Source organism: Streptomyces sp. NPDC058864 (genome assembly GCF_042742985.1).
Classification (GTDB): domain Bacteria; phylum Actinomycetota; class Actinomycetes; order Streptomycetales; family Streptomycetaceae; genus Actinacidiphila.
The window spans coordinates 1-14,013 of sequence record NZ_JBHYMQ010000119.1 but is presented as its reverse complement, the minus strand read 5'-3'; the positions used below and the strand labels follow the sequence as shown (position 1 = coordinate 14,013).

Sequence of the window (14,013 nt, the reverse complement as noted above, 5' to 3'; positions counted from 1 at the left end):
GCCCGGACCCTGCCCGGGCGCCGGCGGCAGCCGCGTTCTCCCGGTCCGCGGCGCCGGAGCCGGTCACGAGCCCACTCGTCCGCCGAGGTCGCACGACACGTCGTCACGGGCGGGCGTGACCGCCGGGCGCGCCGGTCCCGGGCGGCGCGTCGAGGACGCGGCCCGGGCCGGACGGGGCGCGCCCTCATCCCCAGGCGCCGGCGATCTGCCGGGTCGTGGCGTTGAGCCGGTTGAACAGGTTGGTCACGCCGACCATCAGGACGATCGCCGCCAGCTGCTTCTCGTCGAAGTAGGTGGCGGCCGTGTCCCACACCTGGTCACCGACCGCCTCGGGACGGTCCGCCAGGCGCGTGGCGGCCTCGGCCAGCGCGAGCGCCGCCCGCTCCTCCTCGCTGAAGTACGGGGCCTCCCGCCAGGCGGCGACCGTGGCCAGGCGTTCGTCGCTCACCCCCGCCTTGCGGGCCGTCTTCGCGCCGCCGTCGACGCAGGCGCTGCAGCCGTTGATCTGACTCACCCGCAAGTGGACCAGCTCCAGCGTCTGCCCGTCCACCCCGCCGGAGTGCACGGCCTTGATCAGTTCCTGGATGGGCTGCATCGCGGACAGGACCATGGCCGGGTTCTGCATACGGGACTGCATCGTGGTTCTCCCTCTTCCGGTTCGGCGCCCCGTTCCCCCGGGGCGTGACTCCATGACAGCGCCCCGGACTTGCCATGACGACGGCGGTGGGACACCGTGGGACAGCCGGAACGGCTCTGTACAGCGGGGATCCGCCGCGGACGGGTTCGGCCGGGGTGGGACAGGGAGGCGGGGGACGGGTGGTCGCACGGCAGCGGACGGCGGAGACCGACGCGGCGGAGGAGCTGGCCGCGCGGCTGCGCATGCTCCAGGAGCTGTCCGGCCGCGGTGTACGCGCCCTGGCGCGGGACACGGGGCTGAGTTCGTCGTCGCTGTCGCGCTACCTCACCGGCCGGACCGTGCCGCCCTGGTCCGCCGTCGTCGCGCTCTGCCGCCTCGTCACACGCGACCCGCGCCCGCTGCGCCCCCTGTGGGAACGGGCTTCCAGCCCCCTGCCGGCACCCCCGAGGACCAGCCGCCAGGTCCATCCCCCGACCCCGCTCGCGTCGGCGCCGCGCCCGCCCCGCAACGATCTGCCGCGCGACACACCCGACTTCACCGGGCGCCGGGCCGAACTCGAGGCCGTGCTCAGCGCGGTCGGCGGCGGCCGGGTGGTCGCCGTCGACGGCATGGCCGGGGTCGGCAAGACCTGCCTGGCGGTGCATGCCGCGCACCGCCTCGCCGCCGACTACCCCGACGCCCAGCTCTACCTGGACCTGCACGGGTTCACCGCGGGCCGCGCGCCGCTCGACCCCGACCCCGCGCTGCGTGCACTGCTCGCGGCGCTGGACGTCCCCTCCGAGAGGATCCCGCAGGAGGGCGTCGAGCAGCTGGCCGCCTGCTGGCGGTCCGAACTGGCCCACCGGCGGGCCGTCGTGGTCCTGGACAACGCCGCCGACGCCGACCAGGTCCGCCCGCTGCTGCCCGGCGCGGGCCCGTCCGTCGCCCTGGTCACCAGCCGCAACCGCCTGCTCGGCCTGGAGGAGGTGCCACCGGTCTCGCTGGACGTGCTCTCGCCGCGGGACAGCGCGCAGCTGCTCGCCCGCGCCAGCGGCGAACCCGACGGCGGCGACGGGCGGCTGGCCCGCGAACCGCAGGCGGCGGCCGAGGTGCTGCGCCTGTGCGGCAACCTGCCGCTGGCCCTGCGACTCGCGGCGGCCCGGCTGCGGCACCGTCCGGGCTGGACCGTGGGCATCCTCGTCGAGCGGATGGCGGAGGGCCCGACCGAGTTCGACACGGCGTTCGCGATGTCCGTGAACCAGCTGGACCATGCCCAGCGGCGCCTGTTCCGGTTGCTCAGCCTGCTGCCGGGGCCGACCTTCGACGAGTACGCCGCGGCCGCCGTGGCCGCCGTGCGGCTGCGCGACGCGCGGGCGATGCTCGAGGACCTGCTCGACGCGCACCTGGTCCAGCAGCCGGCCCCCGGCCGCTACCGGCTGCACGACCTGGTGCACCGGCACGCGCTGCGGGCCACCACCGAGCAGGACCCGCCGGCCGAACGCGAACGGGCACTGCGCCGGGTGCTCGACTACTACGTGCACGCGGCGGCCGCCGCCGACGCCACCATGCCGTACCTGTCCCGCGGCCGGGAGGCCTGCGCGGGCCCCGCCCCGGCGGAGCTGCCGCGGTTCGCCGGCAAGCACACCGCCCTGGCATGGTTCGGCGCCGAGTACACCAACCTGCTGGCCGCGTTCGAGGCGGCCCGCGCCGCCGGGGCCGACGCGCACGTGTGCGAACTGCCGCGCTTCATGCGCGCGTACTTCGCCCGGCGCTGCGGCACCACACAGCTCAACGTCCTCTTCGAGGGCTCCCTGGCCGCGGCCCGGCGCCTGGGCGATCCCCGGCAACTGGGCGAGGCGCACAGCGACCTGGGCTTCGCCCGCTACAACGCGGGCCGCATGGCGGAGGCCGCCGCCGCGTACGAGGCGGCCGGCGCCCTGTTGACGGAGGCGGGGGACGTCCGGGCCGAGGCCGAACTGACCATGCGGCGCGGCTACCTGGGCTGGGACCAGGGGTACGTGGAGGAGCCGCTGGAGCTGTTCCGGCTGGCGGGGAAGCTGTACGCGGACGCCGGCTGCCCGACGGGCGCGGCCCACGCCACCGCCTACGAGGCCTGGGCCGTGCTGCAGTTGGGGGACCGTGAGGAGGCGGCGCGGCTGGCCCGCGAGGCGCTGGACATCCCGTACCCGGACCCCGCGTGGCCCCCGGCGCTCACCGCGCTGATCACCCTCGGCGTGGCCATCGCCCGCGAGGAGCCCGAGGACGCCTCGGACCATCTGCACCGCGCGCTCGCCCTGGCCCGTGAGGACGGGCACCGGCACAACGAGGCGTGGTGCCTGAACTGCCTCGGGGTGGCGCTGCGCCGCATGGGCCGCTACGAAGAGGCGCTGGCCAGCCACCGCGAGGCGTTCGCGCTGCTCGACGAGCTCTTCGAGGAACAGTGGAAGATCCACTTCCTCAACGGCTACGCGGAGACCTGCCGGCTCGCGGGCCTGCCGGACGAGGCCCTGCGGCTGCACCGCCAGGCGCTCGACCTCGCCCCGCGGGTGGGATACCGCCAGCAGGAGGCGCTGGCCCACGAGGGGATCGCGGCGGTGCTCGACGCCACCGATCCGTCCGCCGCCGCCGGCCACCGCGCGGCCGGACGGGCCGTCCTGCGGGAACTCCTCCCGGATGCCTGACCCGGGGGTGCCTCGGGCCGCCGCGGGGACGTGGGGGAACGCGGAGCCGGGCCTCGACGTGACGGACTTCCGGCGGTCAGGCGGCCCCGCCGTCCCGGCCGAGGGAGGACAACGCCGCCTCGCTCGGGCTCCCCGGCTCGGGGGTCCCCACATGCAGCAGCTGCCCTGGGGCGTCGACCACGTCGAAGGTCTGGTACGTGAGCTCGACCCGCCCCAGCACCGGGTTGCGATCGACCGGCCCGCGGACGTCGACGTGAACGAACTCGTGGTGCGCCCCACCGCGCAGGGCTGACGCGGGCGGGGCGCCTTGCGGGGCGGCACCGGGCGGAGGGGGCCCTCGCCGGGCCCGCCCCGTGCCCGGTGCCGCCGTTGTCAGGCCGCGGGAGCGAGCTCGGCCCAGTGGGTGGCGCGGCCGGTCTCCCAGCGGTCGCCGTGCGCGGAGGCGACCTGGTCCACGATGGTCAGGCCCCGGCCGTGTTCGCAGTCGCCGCAGCTGGCGGCCCATTCCCCGATGGCGGGGGCCGGTCCGCCGTCGGTGACCTCGACGCGGACCTGCCCGGTCCCCCGGTCGCGGTCCAGCCGCAGCACGATGGGCGGCCGTGCGTATTCGAACGCGTTGGTGACGAGCTCCGAGACGACCAGCAGGACTCCGTCGGCAGTGACTGCCGGCACCTGCCAGCGCTGCAGGGCTTCCTTGGTGAGCTTGCGGGCTTCCGCCGGGGCTTCTGGCCGGTAGGCGAGCGTCCAGCGTTCCTCCTGGGCCGGCAGGGACTGCCGGCCCGGCCACTGCCCGGCTTCGACGGTTTCCATCCCCATCCCTCTCGTTGTACCAGTAGGTACAACAAAGCCGGGTGGCCGCCGATTCCGCGGGCCGCGGGCTACTCACCGGGGTCGCGCCGGCGGAGCAGGACACCGACTCCGTCGTCGAGGGCGAGGGTGTCCCGTGGCACGACCACGAGCTCCGCGCCGCTGCACGCCGCGGAGCGCAGCAGGGCGGCGCCGGCGGGTTCCTCCGGCCCCGCCCACAGGCGCCCGGACGGCGGCGGGGGACCGTTGACCAGGACGGCTGCCGCCTGGGAGTCCCGCAGCGCCCCGACCACGGCCGCGATGCCCTCGCAGGCGCTGCGGTCCCGGGTCCGCTGCACCCGGTACGCCTCCAGAAGGGCCCGGTCGGCGGCGTTGAGGCGGCCTCCGAGCTCGCGGGCGAGGTGCTCCTCCGGCACGGCCCGGCCGGGAGCTTCGGCGGGACGCACCGTGCCGACCGTGACGAGGTCGTTCCTCAGGCCCTCCGGCAGATGACGGACCAGCACCTCGGCGGTCCCGGGGTCGCCGGGGTCCCGGCCCAGCACGAGCACCTCGGCGGCGCCGCGGCCGGCGAGGTCGGCCAGGTCCCCGGCGAGCTGTGGCGCGGTGAGGGGCCAGTCCTCGACCGGGACGGTCTGCCGGACGGCCGGATCCGGGTCGGGGCGCCCGGCCGGCCAGCGCCCGGTGCGGGCGGTGACCCGGATGCCGTCCCCGTCCTCGGTCCGGCCGACGAACAGCTCCAGACAGGGCAGGTCAGGGGCGCGCTGGAGGACCAGCGGCAGGGCGTCCGGAAGGGCCTCGAGCCCGGCCGTGTCGCGCACCGGCGGCTCGGGCAGTTCCTCCGCCAGGACGAGTTCCCCGCGAGTCGCGAACAGGGCCTGGCCGTGCCGCCCGGGCAGGTCGTCGTCGGTGCCCACCGCGGCGTGGAGGGCGTGGACGGTGGCCGGGTCGGCGCCGTGGTCGGTGAGGTCGTCCCGCAGGCGCCGCCAGCGACGTGCGATGACGCGGTCGGGATCCTCCACGTCCCGGGAGGTGTCCAGGTAGGCGCTCGCCCATGGGCCCGGCCGGGCGAACAGGGGTTGCAGGAACGACAGCTTCATCAGGGTGCCTCCCGGAGCGGGCTCCCGAGGCCGGGAGGCGACCGGGGCCCGTGCGATCGGAGTGTGCGCCGGCAAGCGGTGCCGGCCCCCCTCGTGCGTCCCCGTACCCGTGCGGTGATCCTTTATGCGTGGCGGCGCGGGCAGCGGGCCGCCCGGGCCGCCACGGCTGTCAGGAGAGGCAGCCGACGTGCGAGAGGGCCTGCCGGAGCAGTACGCCCTGGCCGCCCTGCATCTCCTGCTGCAACTGCGGCGACGACGCCTCCTGCGGGGTGAACCACACCAGGTCGAGAGCGTCCTGCCGGGGATGGCAGTCGCCCGCCACCGGGACGACGTAGGCCAGGGACACCGCGTGCTGGCGGGGGTCGTGGAAGGGGGTCACGCCCTGCGTGGGGAAGTACTCCGCGATGGTGAAGGGCTGCGGGGAGACCGGGATGCGCGGCAGCGCCATCGGCCCGAGGTCCTTCTCCAGGTGGCGGACGAGCGCCTCGCGGACCCGCTCGTGGTGGAGCACCCGCCCGGAGACGAGGGCGCGGCTGACGCTCCCGTCCGGTCCGATGCGCAGGAGGAGACCGATGTGTGTCACCTCCCCGCTGTCGTCGACCCGCACGGGCACGGCGTCGACGTAGAGGATCGGCATGCGTGCGCGGGTCAGCTCCAGGTCGTCCGGAGACAGCCAGCCGGGCGTGGTTTCGGTCATGTCGGCCATCGGGTGATCGTACGCGGAGAGAACGCCACGCGGGGGTGATCGACGGCCTGCGCCGCGAACCCGTTCGACCACCCGCGGTCAGGCACGTCGCCCGTCCACTCCGGGCCCGGCGAGCGGCGGTGGCCGACGTGGGGGGCGGCCTGACGATTCGTCATGTCGGTGGCCGTACCGTGCGGGTCGGCCGCCGGTCCCCCCGCCGGTGCGATGCTGGAAGCGGTGAATCACCGTGGACCACCGCCCGCGGAGCCGACCGGCCGACGGCCGGCCGACGGAGAGACAACTGGGGTACGCATGGATCTGCGCCAGATGGAAGTGGTCGTCGCGGTCGCCGAGGAGGGCGGGTTCACGGCGGCCGCCCACCGGCTGCACGTGGTGCAGTCCGCCGTGTCCGGAACCGTACGGGCACTGGAGCGGGAGTTGGGCAGCGCGCTCTTCGAGCGGACCACGCACCGCGTGTCGCTGACACCGGCCGGGGAGGCGTTCGTGCCGGCCGCCCGTGCGGCGCTCCGCGCCGCCGAGGAGGCGCGTGCGGCGGTCGACGCCGTACGGGGCGAGCTGCGGGGGCTGGTGACGGTCGGCACGATGCAGGGGGTCTGGGCCGGCCTGCACCGGGCCCTGGCCAGGCTGCGCGCGGAACACCCCGGGGTGACCGTGCGCCTGCGGCAGGCGGCGGTGGCCGACATCCGGCAGGCGCTGCGGGAGGGCACGGTGGACCTCGCGGTCGTGGCGCTCGACCGGCAGCAGCAACGGGGGCTGGTGACCCGTCTGCTGTCGCGCGAGCAGATGCTCCTGGTCGCCGCACCGGGTCGCGGCTTCGCCGAGGACGACGTGGTGACCTTCGATGAGGTCGCCCGCCTGCCCTTCGTGGACTTCCCGCCCGGGTGGGCGATCCGCTCCGAGGTGGACCGGGTCTTCCGGACCGCCACCGTCGAGCGGAGCCCCGTGTTCGAGGTGAACGACATCGTCGCCGCGGCCGAACTGGTCCGGCACGACCTCGGGGTCTGCATCATGCCCGCCTCGATCGCCGCCCGCTTCCCCGACCTCGCCGTCCGCCGCTTCGACCGGCACGCGCCCTCCTGGAAGGTCATGGTGGTCAGGCCCGGAGGCGAGCCCGCGCCCGCCGTCGAGGCGCTGCTGCGGCACATCACCCCCCGCACGGCCGCCACGGGACGCGGCTGACCGGCCCGGGCGCCGCGCCCGCGCCGTCCGCGCGCGACCGCCCGCCGCGCCGGGGCGGAAGGGCCCCGGGTACGGCGGGCGGTGCGGCGGGCGCGGTCAGCGGGACGGGTCCTGCCCGGCCGGTTCCTGCCCGGTCGCGCCCCGCGCGCCCTTGCGGGCCTGGCGAAACTCCGTCGCCCAGTAGGCGAGACCGATCAGGGGCAGCGCGGCGCCCAGGGCGCTGACCGCCGTCCAGCCGGCCGCGTGGTAGGCCAGCGAACCGAGCTGCGACCCGAGCGCGCCGCCCACGAAGAAGATGGCGATGAAGGCGCTGTTCAGACGTGACCGCGCGGCGGCGTCGAGCTGGTAGACGGTGTGCTGCCCGAGGATCAGCGTGGTCTGCACGGCCATGTCGATCAGGATCGCGGCGAGGGCGATCAGGACGATGCTGTGCTGCCCGAAGCCGGCCACGGCGAAGGCCACGGCCGCCACGCCGAAGGCGATCCCGGTGACCGGGCGGGCGAGCCTGCGGTCCGCCCAGCGGCCGGCCAGCGGAGCCACCGCGGCACCCGCGGCGCCGACCAGCGCGAACACCGCGACGCCGATCTGCGAGTAGTGGAACGGACCGGTGAGCAGGAACGACACGGTGGTCCAGAAGGCGCTGAACGCACCGAAGAGGGCCGCCTGGTACAACGCCCGGCGCCGCAACGCCGGATGCGTCCGCACCAGGCGCGCCGTCGAGCGCAGGACCTGGGAGTAGGGCAGCGAGGTCGTCGGGGCGTGCTGCGGCAGGGCGGCGCGCAGCGCCACGGCCAGGAGGGCCATCAGGACCGCGGAGCCGAGGTAGACGTAGCGCCAGCCCGCCACGTCGGAGACGAGGCTGCTGACGGTGCGGGACAGCAGGATCCCGGCGAGCAGCCCGCTCATCACCCGGCCGACGATGCGGCCGCGGGCGTGGTCGGGCGCGAGGCCCGCCGCGAACGGCACCAGGATCTGCGCGACGACGGAGGTGGCACCGCTGACCAGGGACGCGACGAGCAGCACCGGGAAGCTGCCGGCGGTGCCCGCCACCGCCAGGGCGACCGTGGTGACGGCCAGCAGCGCGGTGACCAGCCGGCGCTTCTCCAGCCGGTCGCCGAGCGGGACCAGGAAGAGCATCCCGGCCACGTAGCCGATCTGGGTCACCGTGATCAGCGTGCCGGCCGTCGCCGTGCCGAGGTGGAAGACCCGGCTGAGCGACGACAGCAGGGGCTGGGCGTAGTAGAGGTTGGCGACGGTCATCCCGGAGGCGACGGCCAGCAGCCCGACCAGCCATCCGGGAACGCCGTGGGCGGCCGCGGTGGTCGCCGGGCGCCGGACGGGACGGGTCATGCGGGGAGTGGACACGAGGGCCCTTCTCGTGACGGGAACCGGTGATGCGGTTCGGGCGGGCGGAGCGGTGGTGGTCGGGCGGCTCCTCGCGCCGCCCGGCTGACTGCTGCAGCGCCCGCACCCGGCGATTGCTTCCCCCGTGGAGAAGATGGATCAGGATGTCTGTCATCTCCGTTGGAGATGACCGCGCTAACCGCCCGGCGGGGGAGTCCCCGGCCGGCGTCACCTCGGCGGCCCCGAGGTCCTGGGGGCCGTCGAAGGGCTCGGCGCTCCCCGGCGCCGGCTGTATGAACGCCTCCCGTCGCAGCAGCCGGCCGAACGCTCCGACCGCCGGCTCGGTGTAGCGGGCCGCAAGGGGACCGACGACGACCAGGATCAGGACGTACGCCGTGGCCAAGGGTCCGATCCGGGGCTGCGTGGCCACGGCGAGGCCCGCGATGACGATCGAGAACTCCCCGCGCGCGACGAGCGCGCCACCCGCCCGCAGCCGGCCCCGGGCCCGGATGCCCGCCCGCCGGGCCGCGTACCAACCGGTGACGATCTTGGTTCCCGTGGTGACCAGTGCCAGGGTCAGCGCCGGGAGCAGCACCGGCGGTATGGCCGACGGATCGGTCGACAGCCCGAAGAACACGAAGAAGACGGCGGCGAACAGATCGCGCAGCGGCGTCAGCAGGCGCCCCGCACCCTCCGCGACCTCGCCGGACAGGGCGATGCCCACCAGGAAAGCACCGACGGCCGCCGACACCTGCAGCTTCTGGGTGATGCCCGCCACCACCAGCGCCAGCCCGAGCACGACCAGCAGCAGCATCTCGGGGTTGTCGGACGAGACCGCCCTGCTGAGCAGCCGTCCGTGACGCAACGCCACGTAGAGCACCGTGCCCACGGTGCCGAGGGCGATCGCCAGCGTCACGCCGCCGGCGGCAAGGCCCAGGCCCGCGAGCAGCGTCGTCAGCAGCGGCAGGTAGACGGCCATGGCCAGGTCCTCGATGACCAGGACGCCGAGCACCACGGGCGTTTCGCGGTTGCCGAGCCGGCCGAGGTCCGTGAGCACCTTCGCGATGACGCCCGACGAGGAGATCCAGGTGACCCCGGCCAGCGCGACGGCGGCCACCGGCCCCCATCCCAGCAGCAGCGCGGCCACCGCGCCCGGTACCGCGTTGAGGACGAAGTCCACGGCTCCCGACGGGTATTGGGTGCGCAGACTGGTGACCAGTTCCGAGGCGCTGTACTCCAGCCCGAGCAGCAGGAGCAGCAGGACCACCCCGATCTCGGCGCCCACGGAGATGAAGTCCCCGCTCGCCGACAGCGGTACGACACCGCCGTGCCCGAAGGCGAGGCCGGCCAGCAGGTAGAGCGGCACGGGAGAGAGCCCGATCCGGCCCGCGAAGCGCCCGATGATGCCCAGCCCGAGGATGACGGCCCCGAGTTCGATGAGCAGCGCGGTGGTGTCGTGCATCCTCACTGCCCCGCCACGATCGCCGCCAGCGCGTCCACGCCCTCACGCGTGCCGACCACCACCAGCGTGTCCCCGATCGCCAGCCGGAATTCCGGCCCGGGCGAGGGGTGCGCGCTCGTCCGCCGCAGCACCGCCACGACGGAGGCCCCGGTCAGCGTCCGGGCGCGGGTCTCGCCCAGCGGCCGTCCCGCGTACGGCGACCTCGAGCCGACCGGGATCTGCTCGGTGACGAGCCCGATCCCGTCCGTCCGCACCGCTTCCAGCGGCGTCGGGTCAAGCAAACGCGCCAGCCCGGCGGCCTCGTCGGCCTCCAGCGGGACCGACATCCCGCACGCGTCCGGATCATCGGCCTCGTAGAACCCGAGGAACCTGCGTCCGTCCTGGTGCACCACCACCGACAGGTTCCGCCCGGTGCGCGTGGTCAGGTCGTACTGCGTCCCGATGCCCGGAAGGGTCGTCCGCCGAATGCCCACTCCTGCCTCCCGGGCAAGTCCGCATCTCCCCACGCCGGCCGGGGCCGCCGACCGCCGTCACTACCGGCGGGGCGCCCTCGACCTGCGACTTTTACGTCCGTATTACGTTCAACCGGACGGTTCTATTCCGACGGGGGCGGTGCGGGCCGTGCCGGGGGCGGCTGCGGCGGTGGGGCGGGGGCCCGCGGGATCCGGTCACTCCTCGCCGGAGAACCGTTCCCAGGCGGACTGGCGGGTGATCCCGAGGGCTTCGCCGATCCGGGTCCAGGTGACGCCACGGCGCCGCAGTTCCTGCACCCACGAGCGCAGATCGGCCTCGGCCTGGTCGATGTGCGCGGCGACACGCGGGATGTGGCCGAGCATCTCCGTGTCGGTCAGCGAAGCCCACAGGGGTACGGGCGACGCGGCCGGGGTGCCCAGGCTGCCGTCGATGATCGATGTGCTCAGCGCCACGCATTCGTCGCAGATCTGCACGCCGGGGCCGGCGACCAGCTTCCGGACCTCGCGGTCGGGCTTCCCGCAGAAGGAGCAGCGGGCGAATGCGTCCTGGGTGTCGGTGGGCGGCACGGTTCACTCCTACGGTTGTCAGGGTTTCCCTGACAACCGTAGGCGCGTCAGGGAAACCCTGACAACCCCGCGGCCGGTCCCGGTGTGCGGGCAACGGCCGCAGCGGTCCAGCCCCTTCGGGCGGGACCGCTGCATGTGGCGGGGGTGCCGGATCAGGCGGCGGGCACCGTCGGCGGCAGTGCGAGTGCGGCCTTGACGCTCCGCGTCTGCTCGTCGGCGAGGACCTCGAACCGGTCGTGGGTCAGTGCCTCCATGGTCAGCTCCGCCACGCTGGCGGCGCTGATCTTCGGCGCGTCCGTCCAGGCGCTCAGGTCGGTGTCCACGAACCCGCAGTGCACGCCGACGACCAGGGTGCCCTGGCCGTGCAGGCCCTTGCGCAGGGCGTCCGTCAGCGACCATTGCGCCGCCTTGGAGGCGGCGTAACCGGGGAACTGCGGCTGCCCGACCCAGGAGGCCAGCGACAGCATGTTCACCAGCGCCCCGCCGCCGTTGCGGGCCAGCACCGGTGCGAAGGCCTGCGATACCGCCCACGTGCCGAAGTAGTTGACGTCCATGGCCTGGCGCGCGCCGTCGAGGCCGCCCGACAGGAGTCCGCTGGTCGCGCCGCCGACGCCGGCGTTGTTGACCAGGATGGAGACGTCGCCCGCGGCCCTTGCGGCCGCGATCGCCTGCGCCTCGTCCGTCACGTCCAGCCGCAGCGGGACGAGGTCCGGATCGGTCACGCTCCCCGGATCGCGGACGCCGGCGTAGACCTTCGCCGCGCCGTGCTCCAGGAGCGCCCGGGCGAACGCGTGTCCGATCCCTCGGTTGGCTCCCGTCACGAGGGCGACTGATCCCTTGATGTCCATACGGCTTTCCTTTGCTACACGCCCTCTCGGCGGGGCTCCGTACACAGCTCGACAGCGCGGGCCCCGGGGGTCCCGCGTACTCAGGCTAACACCTGAATTTATTTATGAAAGTCAGCTGTGAGGTCGGCCGTGAGGGTTCAGGGGCGCGGCCAGGGCCGCCCGGCCAGGCGTTCGATGTCGGTGTTGAAGCGCCTGAGGTAGGCGGCGAAGGCGGCGATGTCCTGGTCCGACCAGTCGGCCATGACCTTGTCCAGGCCGCCGATGATGGCGTCCCGCTCCTCGTCGAGCCTGCCGGCGCCCCGCTCGGTGATGCGGAACTTGCGGGCCATGCCGCCCTCGGGGTCGGGGATGCGTTCCACGAGCCCGGCGCGCATGGCGGCGGCGGTCTGCCGGTTGAGGGTCGAGGCGTCGAGCGCGAAGGCCTCGCTCAGTTCGCCGATCGACATCGGCCCCTGCACCCGGATCCGGCTGAGGAGGATGTAGGCGCTGCGGTCCAGCGTGCCGGACCTGTGGCGCAGCAGTTCGTGGCGGCTGAGGAGCATCTGCTCGTACTCGACCTCGTGGGTGGACCTGCCCATGTCGCCTCCGCCTCCTGCCGTTCACCGGGCCGCCGGTGTGCGTCCTCGGCGCCCGCTGCCATCCTCGCACAGGGCGTGCACCAGCCACATCATGTGCGTGATGCACTTCCTATGTACGATGCATATCGATGGGAACGTACGACCGCCAGGCGAGGAGTGCCGAGATGAACGCCCCACAACCCACCGCCCGCGCAGGGGGCGTGGTCGCCACGCTGGCCCTCGCCGGCATCACCGCCGCGATCATGCAGACGCTGGTCACCCCGCTGCTGACGGAGCTGCCGCAGATCCTGCACACCTCGTCCTCGAACGCCGCCTGGGTGATCACCGCCACCCTCCTGGTGGCGGCCGTCTGCGTGCCCGTCTTCGGACGCCTCGGCGACCTCGTGGGCAAGCGGCGCATGCTGGTCGTCTGCTCGGTGCCGCTCGTGGCGGGCTCGGTGGTGTGCGCCCTGTCGTCCTCGGTCGTGCCGATGATCGTCGGACGCGGACTGCAGGGCATGGGCATGGGCATGGTGCCGCTGGGCATCGCCCTGCTCCGTGACGTCGTCCCCGCGGAGAAGCTCAGCTCCTCCATCGCCCTGGTCAGCGCCTCCATGGGCATCGGCGGCGGCCTGGGCCTGCCGATCGCCGCCGCCATCGCCCAGTACGCCGACTGGCGCGTGCTGTTCTGGGGTTCCGCGGGCCTGGCCGCCGTCGTCGCGGTGCTGATCTGGTTCTTCATCCCCGAGGTCCCCGCCAGCGCCAAGGGCCAGCGCTTCGACGTGCCCGGCGCGCTCGGCCTGGGCGCCGGACTGGTCTGCCTGCTGCTGGCCGTGTCCAAGGGAGCCGACTGGGGCTGGGGATCGGCGACCACGCTCGGCCTGTTCGGTGCCGCCGTCGTCGTGCTGGCCGCCTGGGGCTGGTGGGAGCTGCGCACCCGCGACCCGCTGGTCGACCTGCGCACGACGGCCCGCCCCCGGGTGCTGATCACCAACGTCGCCTCGGTCTTCGTGGGCTTCGGCATGTACGCCGGGATGCTGGTCGTCCCGCAGTTGCTGCAGTTCCCGAAGGCGACCGGCTACGGCCTCGGCCAGTCCATGCTCGCGGCCGGTCTGTGGCTCCTGCCGGGCGGCATCATGATGATGATCGTCTCTCCCCTCGGCGGCAAGCTCACCAACGCCCGCGGCCCCAAGTTCACCCTGCTCTGCGGCGCCGTCGTCCTCGCCGCCGGGTACGGACTGTCCCTGCTGCTGACGGGCTCCGCCTGGGGCCTGATGCTCGCGGTCATGGTCGTCAACAGCGGCGTGGGACTCGCGTACGGGTCGATGCCCGCCCTGATCATGGGCTCGGTCCCGCTGTCGGAGACCGCCGCCGCCAACGGCTTCAACGCCCTGATGCGTTCGCTCGGCACCTCGGTGGGCGCCGCCGTGGTCGGCGTCGTCCTCTCCCAGCTGACCACCACCGCGGGCGGCCACACCTTCACCTCCGAGAGCGGCTTCCGCACCGGCCTGCTGATCGGCTGCGGCATCGCGCTGCTCGCCGCGCTCATCGCCGCGGCCATCCCGGCCGCCCGCGCCGCGTCCGGCGACGCGGGGACCGCACCCGCCCCCGAGCTCAGCAAGGCGGCGCCGGCCGGCTGAACCGCCGCACCGCGAGGCGTGCGGTGCGGCGGCGTG

The 14,013-nt window shown here is 74.3% G+C and carries 13 protein-coding genes and 1 pseudogene; 4 read left to right on the top strand and 10 right to left on the bottom strand.

Translation table 11 applies throughout. The features are described 5' to 3' along the window. Positions 1 to 184: 184 nt before the first annotated feature. The gene (locus tag ACFW3D_RS40745; RefSeq protein ID WP_500513450.1) at positions 185 to 637 is read right to left on the bottom strand and encodes a carboxymuconolactone decarboxylase family protein; all 453 of its coding nucleotides are present in this window, start codon (positions 635 to 637) and stop codon (positions 185 to 187) included. 179 nt (positions 638 to 816) lie between these two features. Here ACFW3D_RS40745 and ACFW3D_RS40740 point away from each other — a divergent pair, with 179 nt between their 5' ends. Both ACFW3D_RS40740 and ACFW3D_RS40735 read left to right on the top strand, forming a co-directional pair. Continuing rightward, complete coding sequence (locus tag ACFW3D_RS40740; protein WP_500513448.1) at positions 817 to 3,297, top strand: helix-turn-helix domain-containing protein; 2,481 nt, start codon at positions 817 to 819, stop codon at positions 3,295 to 3,297. Positions 3,298 to 3,448: 151 nt separating this feature from the next. Then, a complete protein-coding gene (locus ACFW3D_RS40735; protein WP_500513446.1) occupies positions 3,449 to 3,589 on the top strand; it encodes a hypothetical protein in 141 nt (46 codons plus the stop codon). 80 nt (positions 3,590 to 3,669) lie between these two features. Here the strand turns inward: ACFW3D_RS40735 and ACFW3D_RS40730 are convergent, their stop codons facing one another. The 3 genes from ACFW3D_RS40730 to ACFW3D_RS40720 form a co-directional block, all read right to left on the bottom strand. Continuing rightward, positions 3,670 to 4,113 carry an ATP-binding protein gene (locus ACFW3D_RS40730; protein ID WP_500513444.1) on the bottom strand — a complete coding sequence of 148 codons (444 nt, stop codon included), beginning with the start codon at positions 4,111 to 4,113 and terminating at the stop codon, positions 3,670 to 3,672. A gap of 62 nt (positions 4,114 to 4,175) precedes the next feature. After that, the gene (locus ACFW3D_RS40725) at positions 4,176 to 5,201 is read right to left on the bottom strand and encodes a baeRF2 domain-containing protein (RefSeq protein ID WP_500513442.1); all 1,026 of its coding nucleotides are present in this window, start codon (positions 5,199 to 5,201) and stop codon (positions 4,176 to 4,178) included. A gap of 169 nt (positions 5,202 to 5,370) precedes the next feature. Then, the gene (locus ACFW3D_RS40720) at positions 5,371 to 5,907 is read right to left on the bottom strand and encodes an NUDIX hydrolase family protein (protein WP_500513440.1); all 537 of its coding nucleotides are present in this window, start codon (positions 5,905 to 5,907) and stop codon (positions 5,371 to 5,373) included. A 291-nt stretch (positions 5,908 to 6,198) separates the two neighbouring features. Between ACFW3D_RS40720 and ACFW3D_RS40715 the strand changes: the two genes are divergently transcribed. Then, positions 6,199 to 7,086: a LysR family transcriptional regulator gene (locus ACFW3D_RS40715; protein WP_500513438.1), complete on the top strand. Its 888-nt coding sequence runs from the start codon at positions 6,199 to 6,201 to the stop codon at positions 7,084 to 7,086. Positions 7,087 to 7,182: 96 nt separating this feature from the next. Here the strand turns inward: ACFW3D_RS40715 and ACFW3D_RS40710 are convergent, their stop codons facing one another. From ACFW3D_RS40710 to ACFW3D_RS40685, 6 genes and pseudogenes are all read right to left on the bottom strand, one after another. Further along, on the bottom strand, positions 7,183 to 8,436 hold the full coding sequence (locus ACFW3D_RS40710; RefSeq protein WP_500513436.1) for an MFS transporter: 1,254 nt from the start codon (positions 8,434 to 8,436) through the stop codon (positions 7,183 to 7,185). A gap of 327 nt (positions 8,437 to 8,763) precedes the next feature. Continuing rightward, positions 8,764 to 9,892 (bottom strand): annotated as a pseudogene (locus ACFW3D_RS40705) (cation:proton antiporter); the annotation flags it as partial. A 2-nt stretch (positions 9,893 to 9,894) separates the two neighbouring features. Further along, positions 9,895 to 10,365, bottom strand: a complete 471-nt coding sequence (locus tag ACFW3D_RS40700; protein ID WP_500513433.1) for a cation:proton antiporter regulatory subunit — start codon at positions 10,363 to 10,365, stop codon at positions 9,895 to 9,897. Between the two features lie 195 nt (positions 10,366 to 10,560). Further along, a complete protein-coding gene (locus tag ACFW3D_RS40695; RefSeq protein ID WP_500513431.1) occupies positions 10,561 to 10,932 on the bottom strand; it encodes a ClpX C4-type zinc finger protein in 372 nt (123 codons plus the stop codon). 152 nt (positions 10,933 to 11,084) lie between these two features. Beyond that, the gene (locus ACFW3D_RS40690) at positions 11,085 to 11,780 is read right to left on the bottom strand and encodes an SDR family oxidoreductase (protein WP_500513429.1); all 696 of its coding nucleotides are present in this window, start codon (positions 11,778 to 11,780) and stop codon (positions 11,085 to 11,087) included. A gap of 137 nt (positions 11,781 to 11,917) precedes the next feature. After that, a complete protein-coding gene (locus ACFW3D_RS40685; protein WP_500513427.1) occupies positions 11,918 to 12,358 on the bottom strand; it encodes a MarR family winged helix-turn-helix transcriptional regulator in 441 nt (146 codons plus the stop codon). A gap of 164 nt (positions 12,359 to 12,522) precedes the next feature. Here ACFW3D_RS40685 and ACFW3D_RS40680 point away from each other — a divergent pair, with 164 nt between their 5' ends. Further along, positions 12,523 to 13,977 carry an MFS transporter gene (locus ACFW3D_RS40680; protein ID WP_500513425.1) on the top strand — a complete coding sequence of 485 codons (1,455 nt, stop codon included), beginning with the start codon at positions 12,523 to 12,525 and terminating at the stop codon, positions 13,975 to 13,977. Positions 13,978 to 14,013 lie beyond the last annotated feature (36 nt).

Coding starts and splice junctions, on each gene's coding strand:
- ACFW3D_RS40745 (WP_500513450.1), bottom strand. CDS start 637: ATGCAGTCCCGTATGCAGAACCCGGCCATGGTCCTGTCCGCGATGCAG.
- ACFW3D_RS40735 (WP_500513446.1), top strand. CDS start 3,449: ATGCAGCAGCTGCCCTGGGGCGTCGACCACGTCGAAGGTCTGGTACGT.
- ACFW3D_RS40730 (WP_500513444.1), bottom strand. CDS start 4,113: ATGGGGATGGAAACCGTCGAAGCCGGGCAGTGGCCGGGCCGGCAGTCC.
- ACFW3D_RS40725 (WP_500513442.1), bottom strand. CDS start 5,201: ATGAAGCTGTCGTTCCTGCAACCCCTGTTCGCCCGGCCGGGCCCATGG.
- ACFW3D_RS40720 (WP_500513440.1), bottom strand. CDS start 5,907: ATGGCCGACATGACCGAAACCACGCCCGGCTGGCTGTCTCCGGACGAC.
- ACFW3D_RS40715 (WP_500513438.1), top strand. CDS start 6,199: ATGGATCTGCGCCAGATGGAAGTGGTCGTCGCGGTCGCCGAGGAGGGC.
- ACFW3D_RS40710 (WP_500513436.1), bottom strand. CDS start 8,436: ATGACCCGTCCCGTCCGGCGCCCGGCGACCACCGCGGCCGCCCACGGC.
- ACFW3D_RS40690 (WP_500513429.1), bottom strand. CDS start 11,780: ATGGACATCAAGGGATCAGTCGCCCTCGTGACGGGAGCCAACCGAGGG.
- ACFW3D_RS40685 (WP_500513427.1), bottom strand. CDS start 12,358: ATGGGCAGGTCCACCCACGAGGTCGAGTACGAGCAGATGCTCCTCAGC.
- ACFW3D_RS40680 (WP_500513425.1), top strand. CDS start 12,523: ATGAACGCCCCACAACCCACCGCCCGCGCAGGGGGCGTGGTCGCCACG.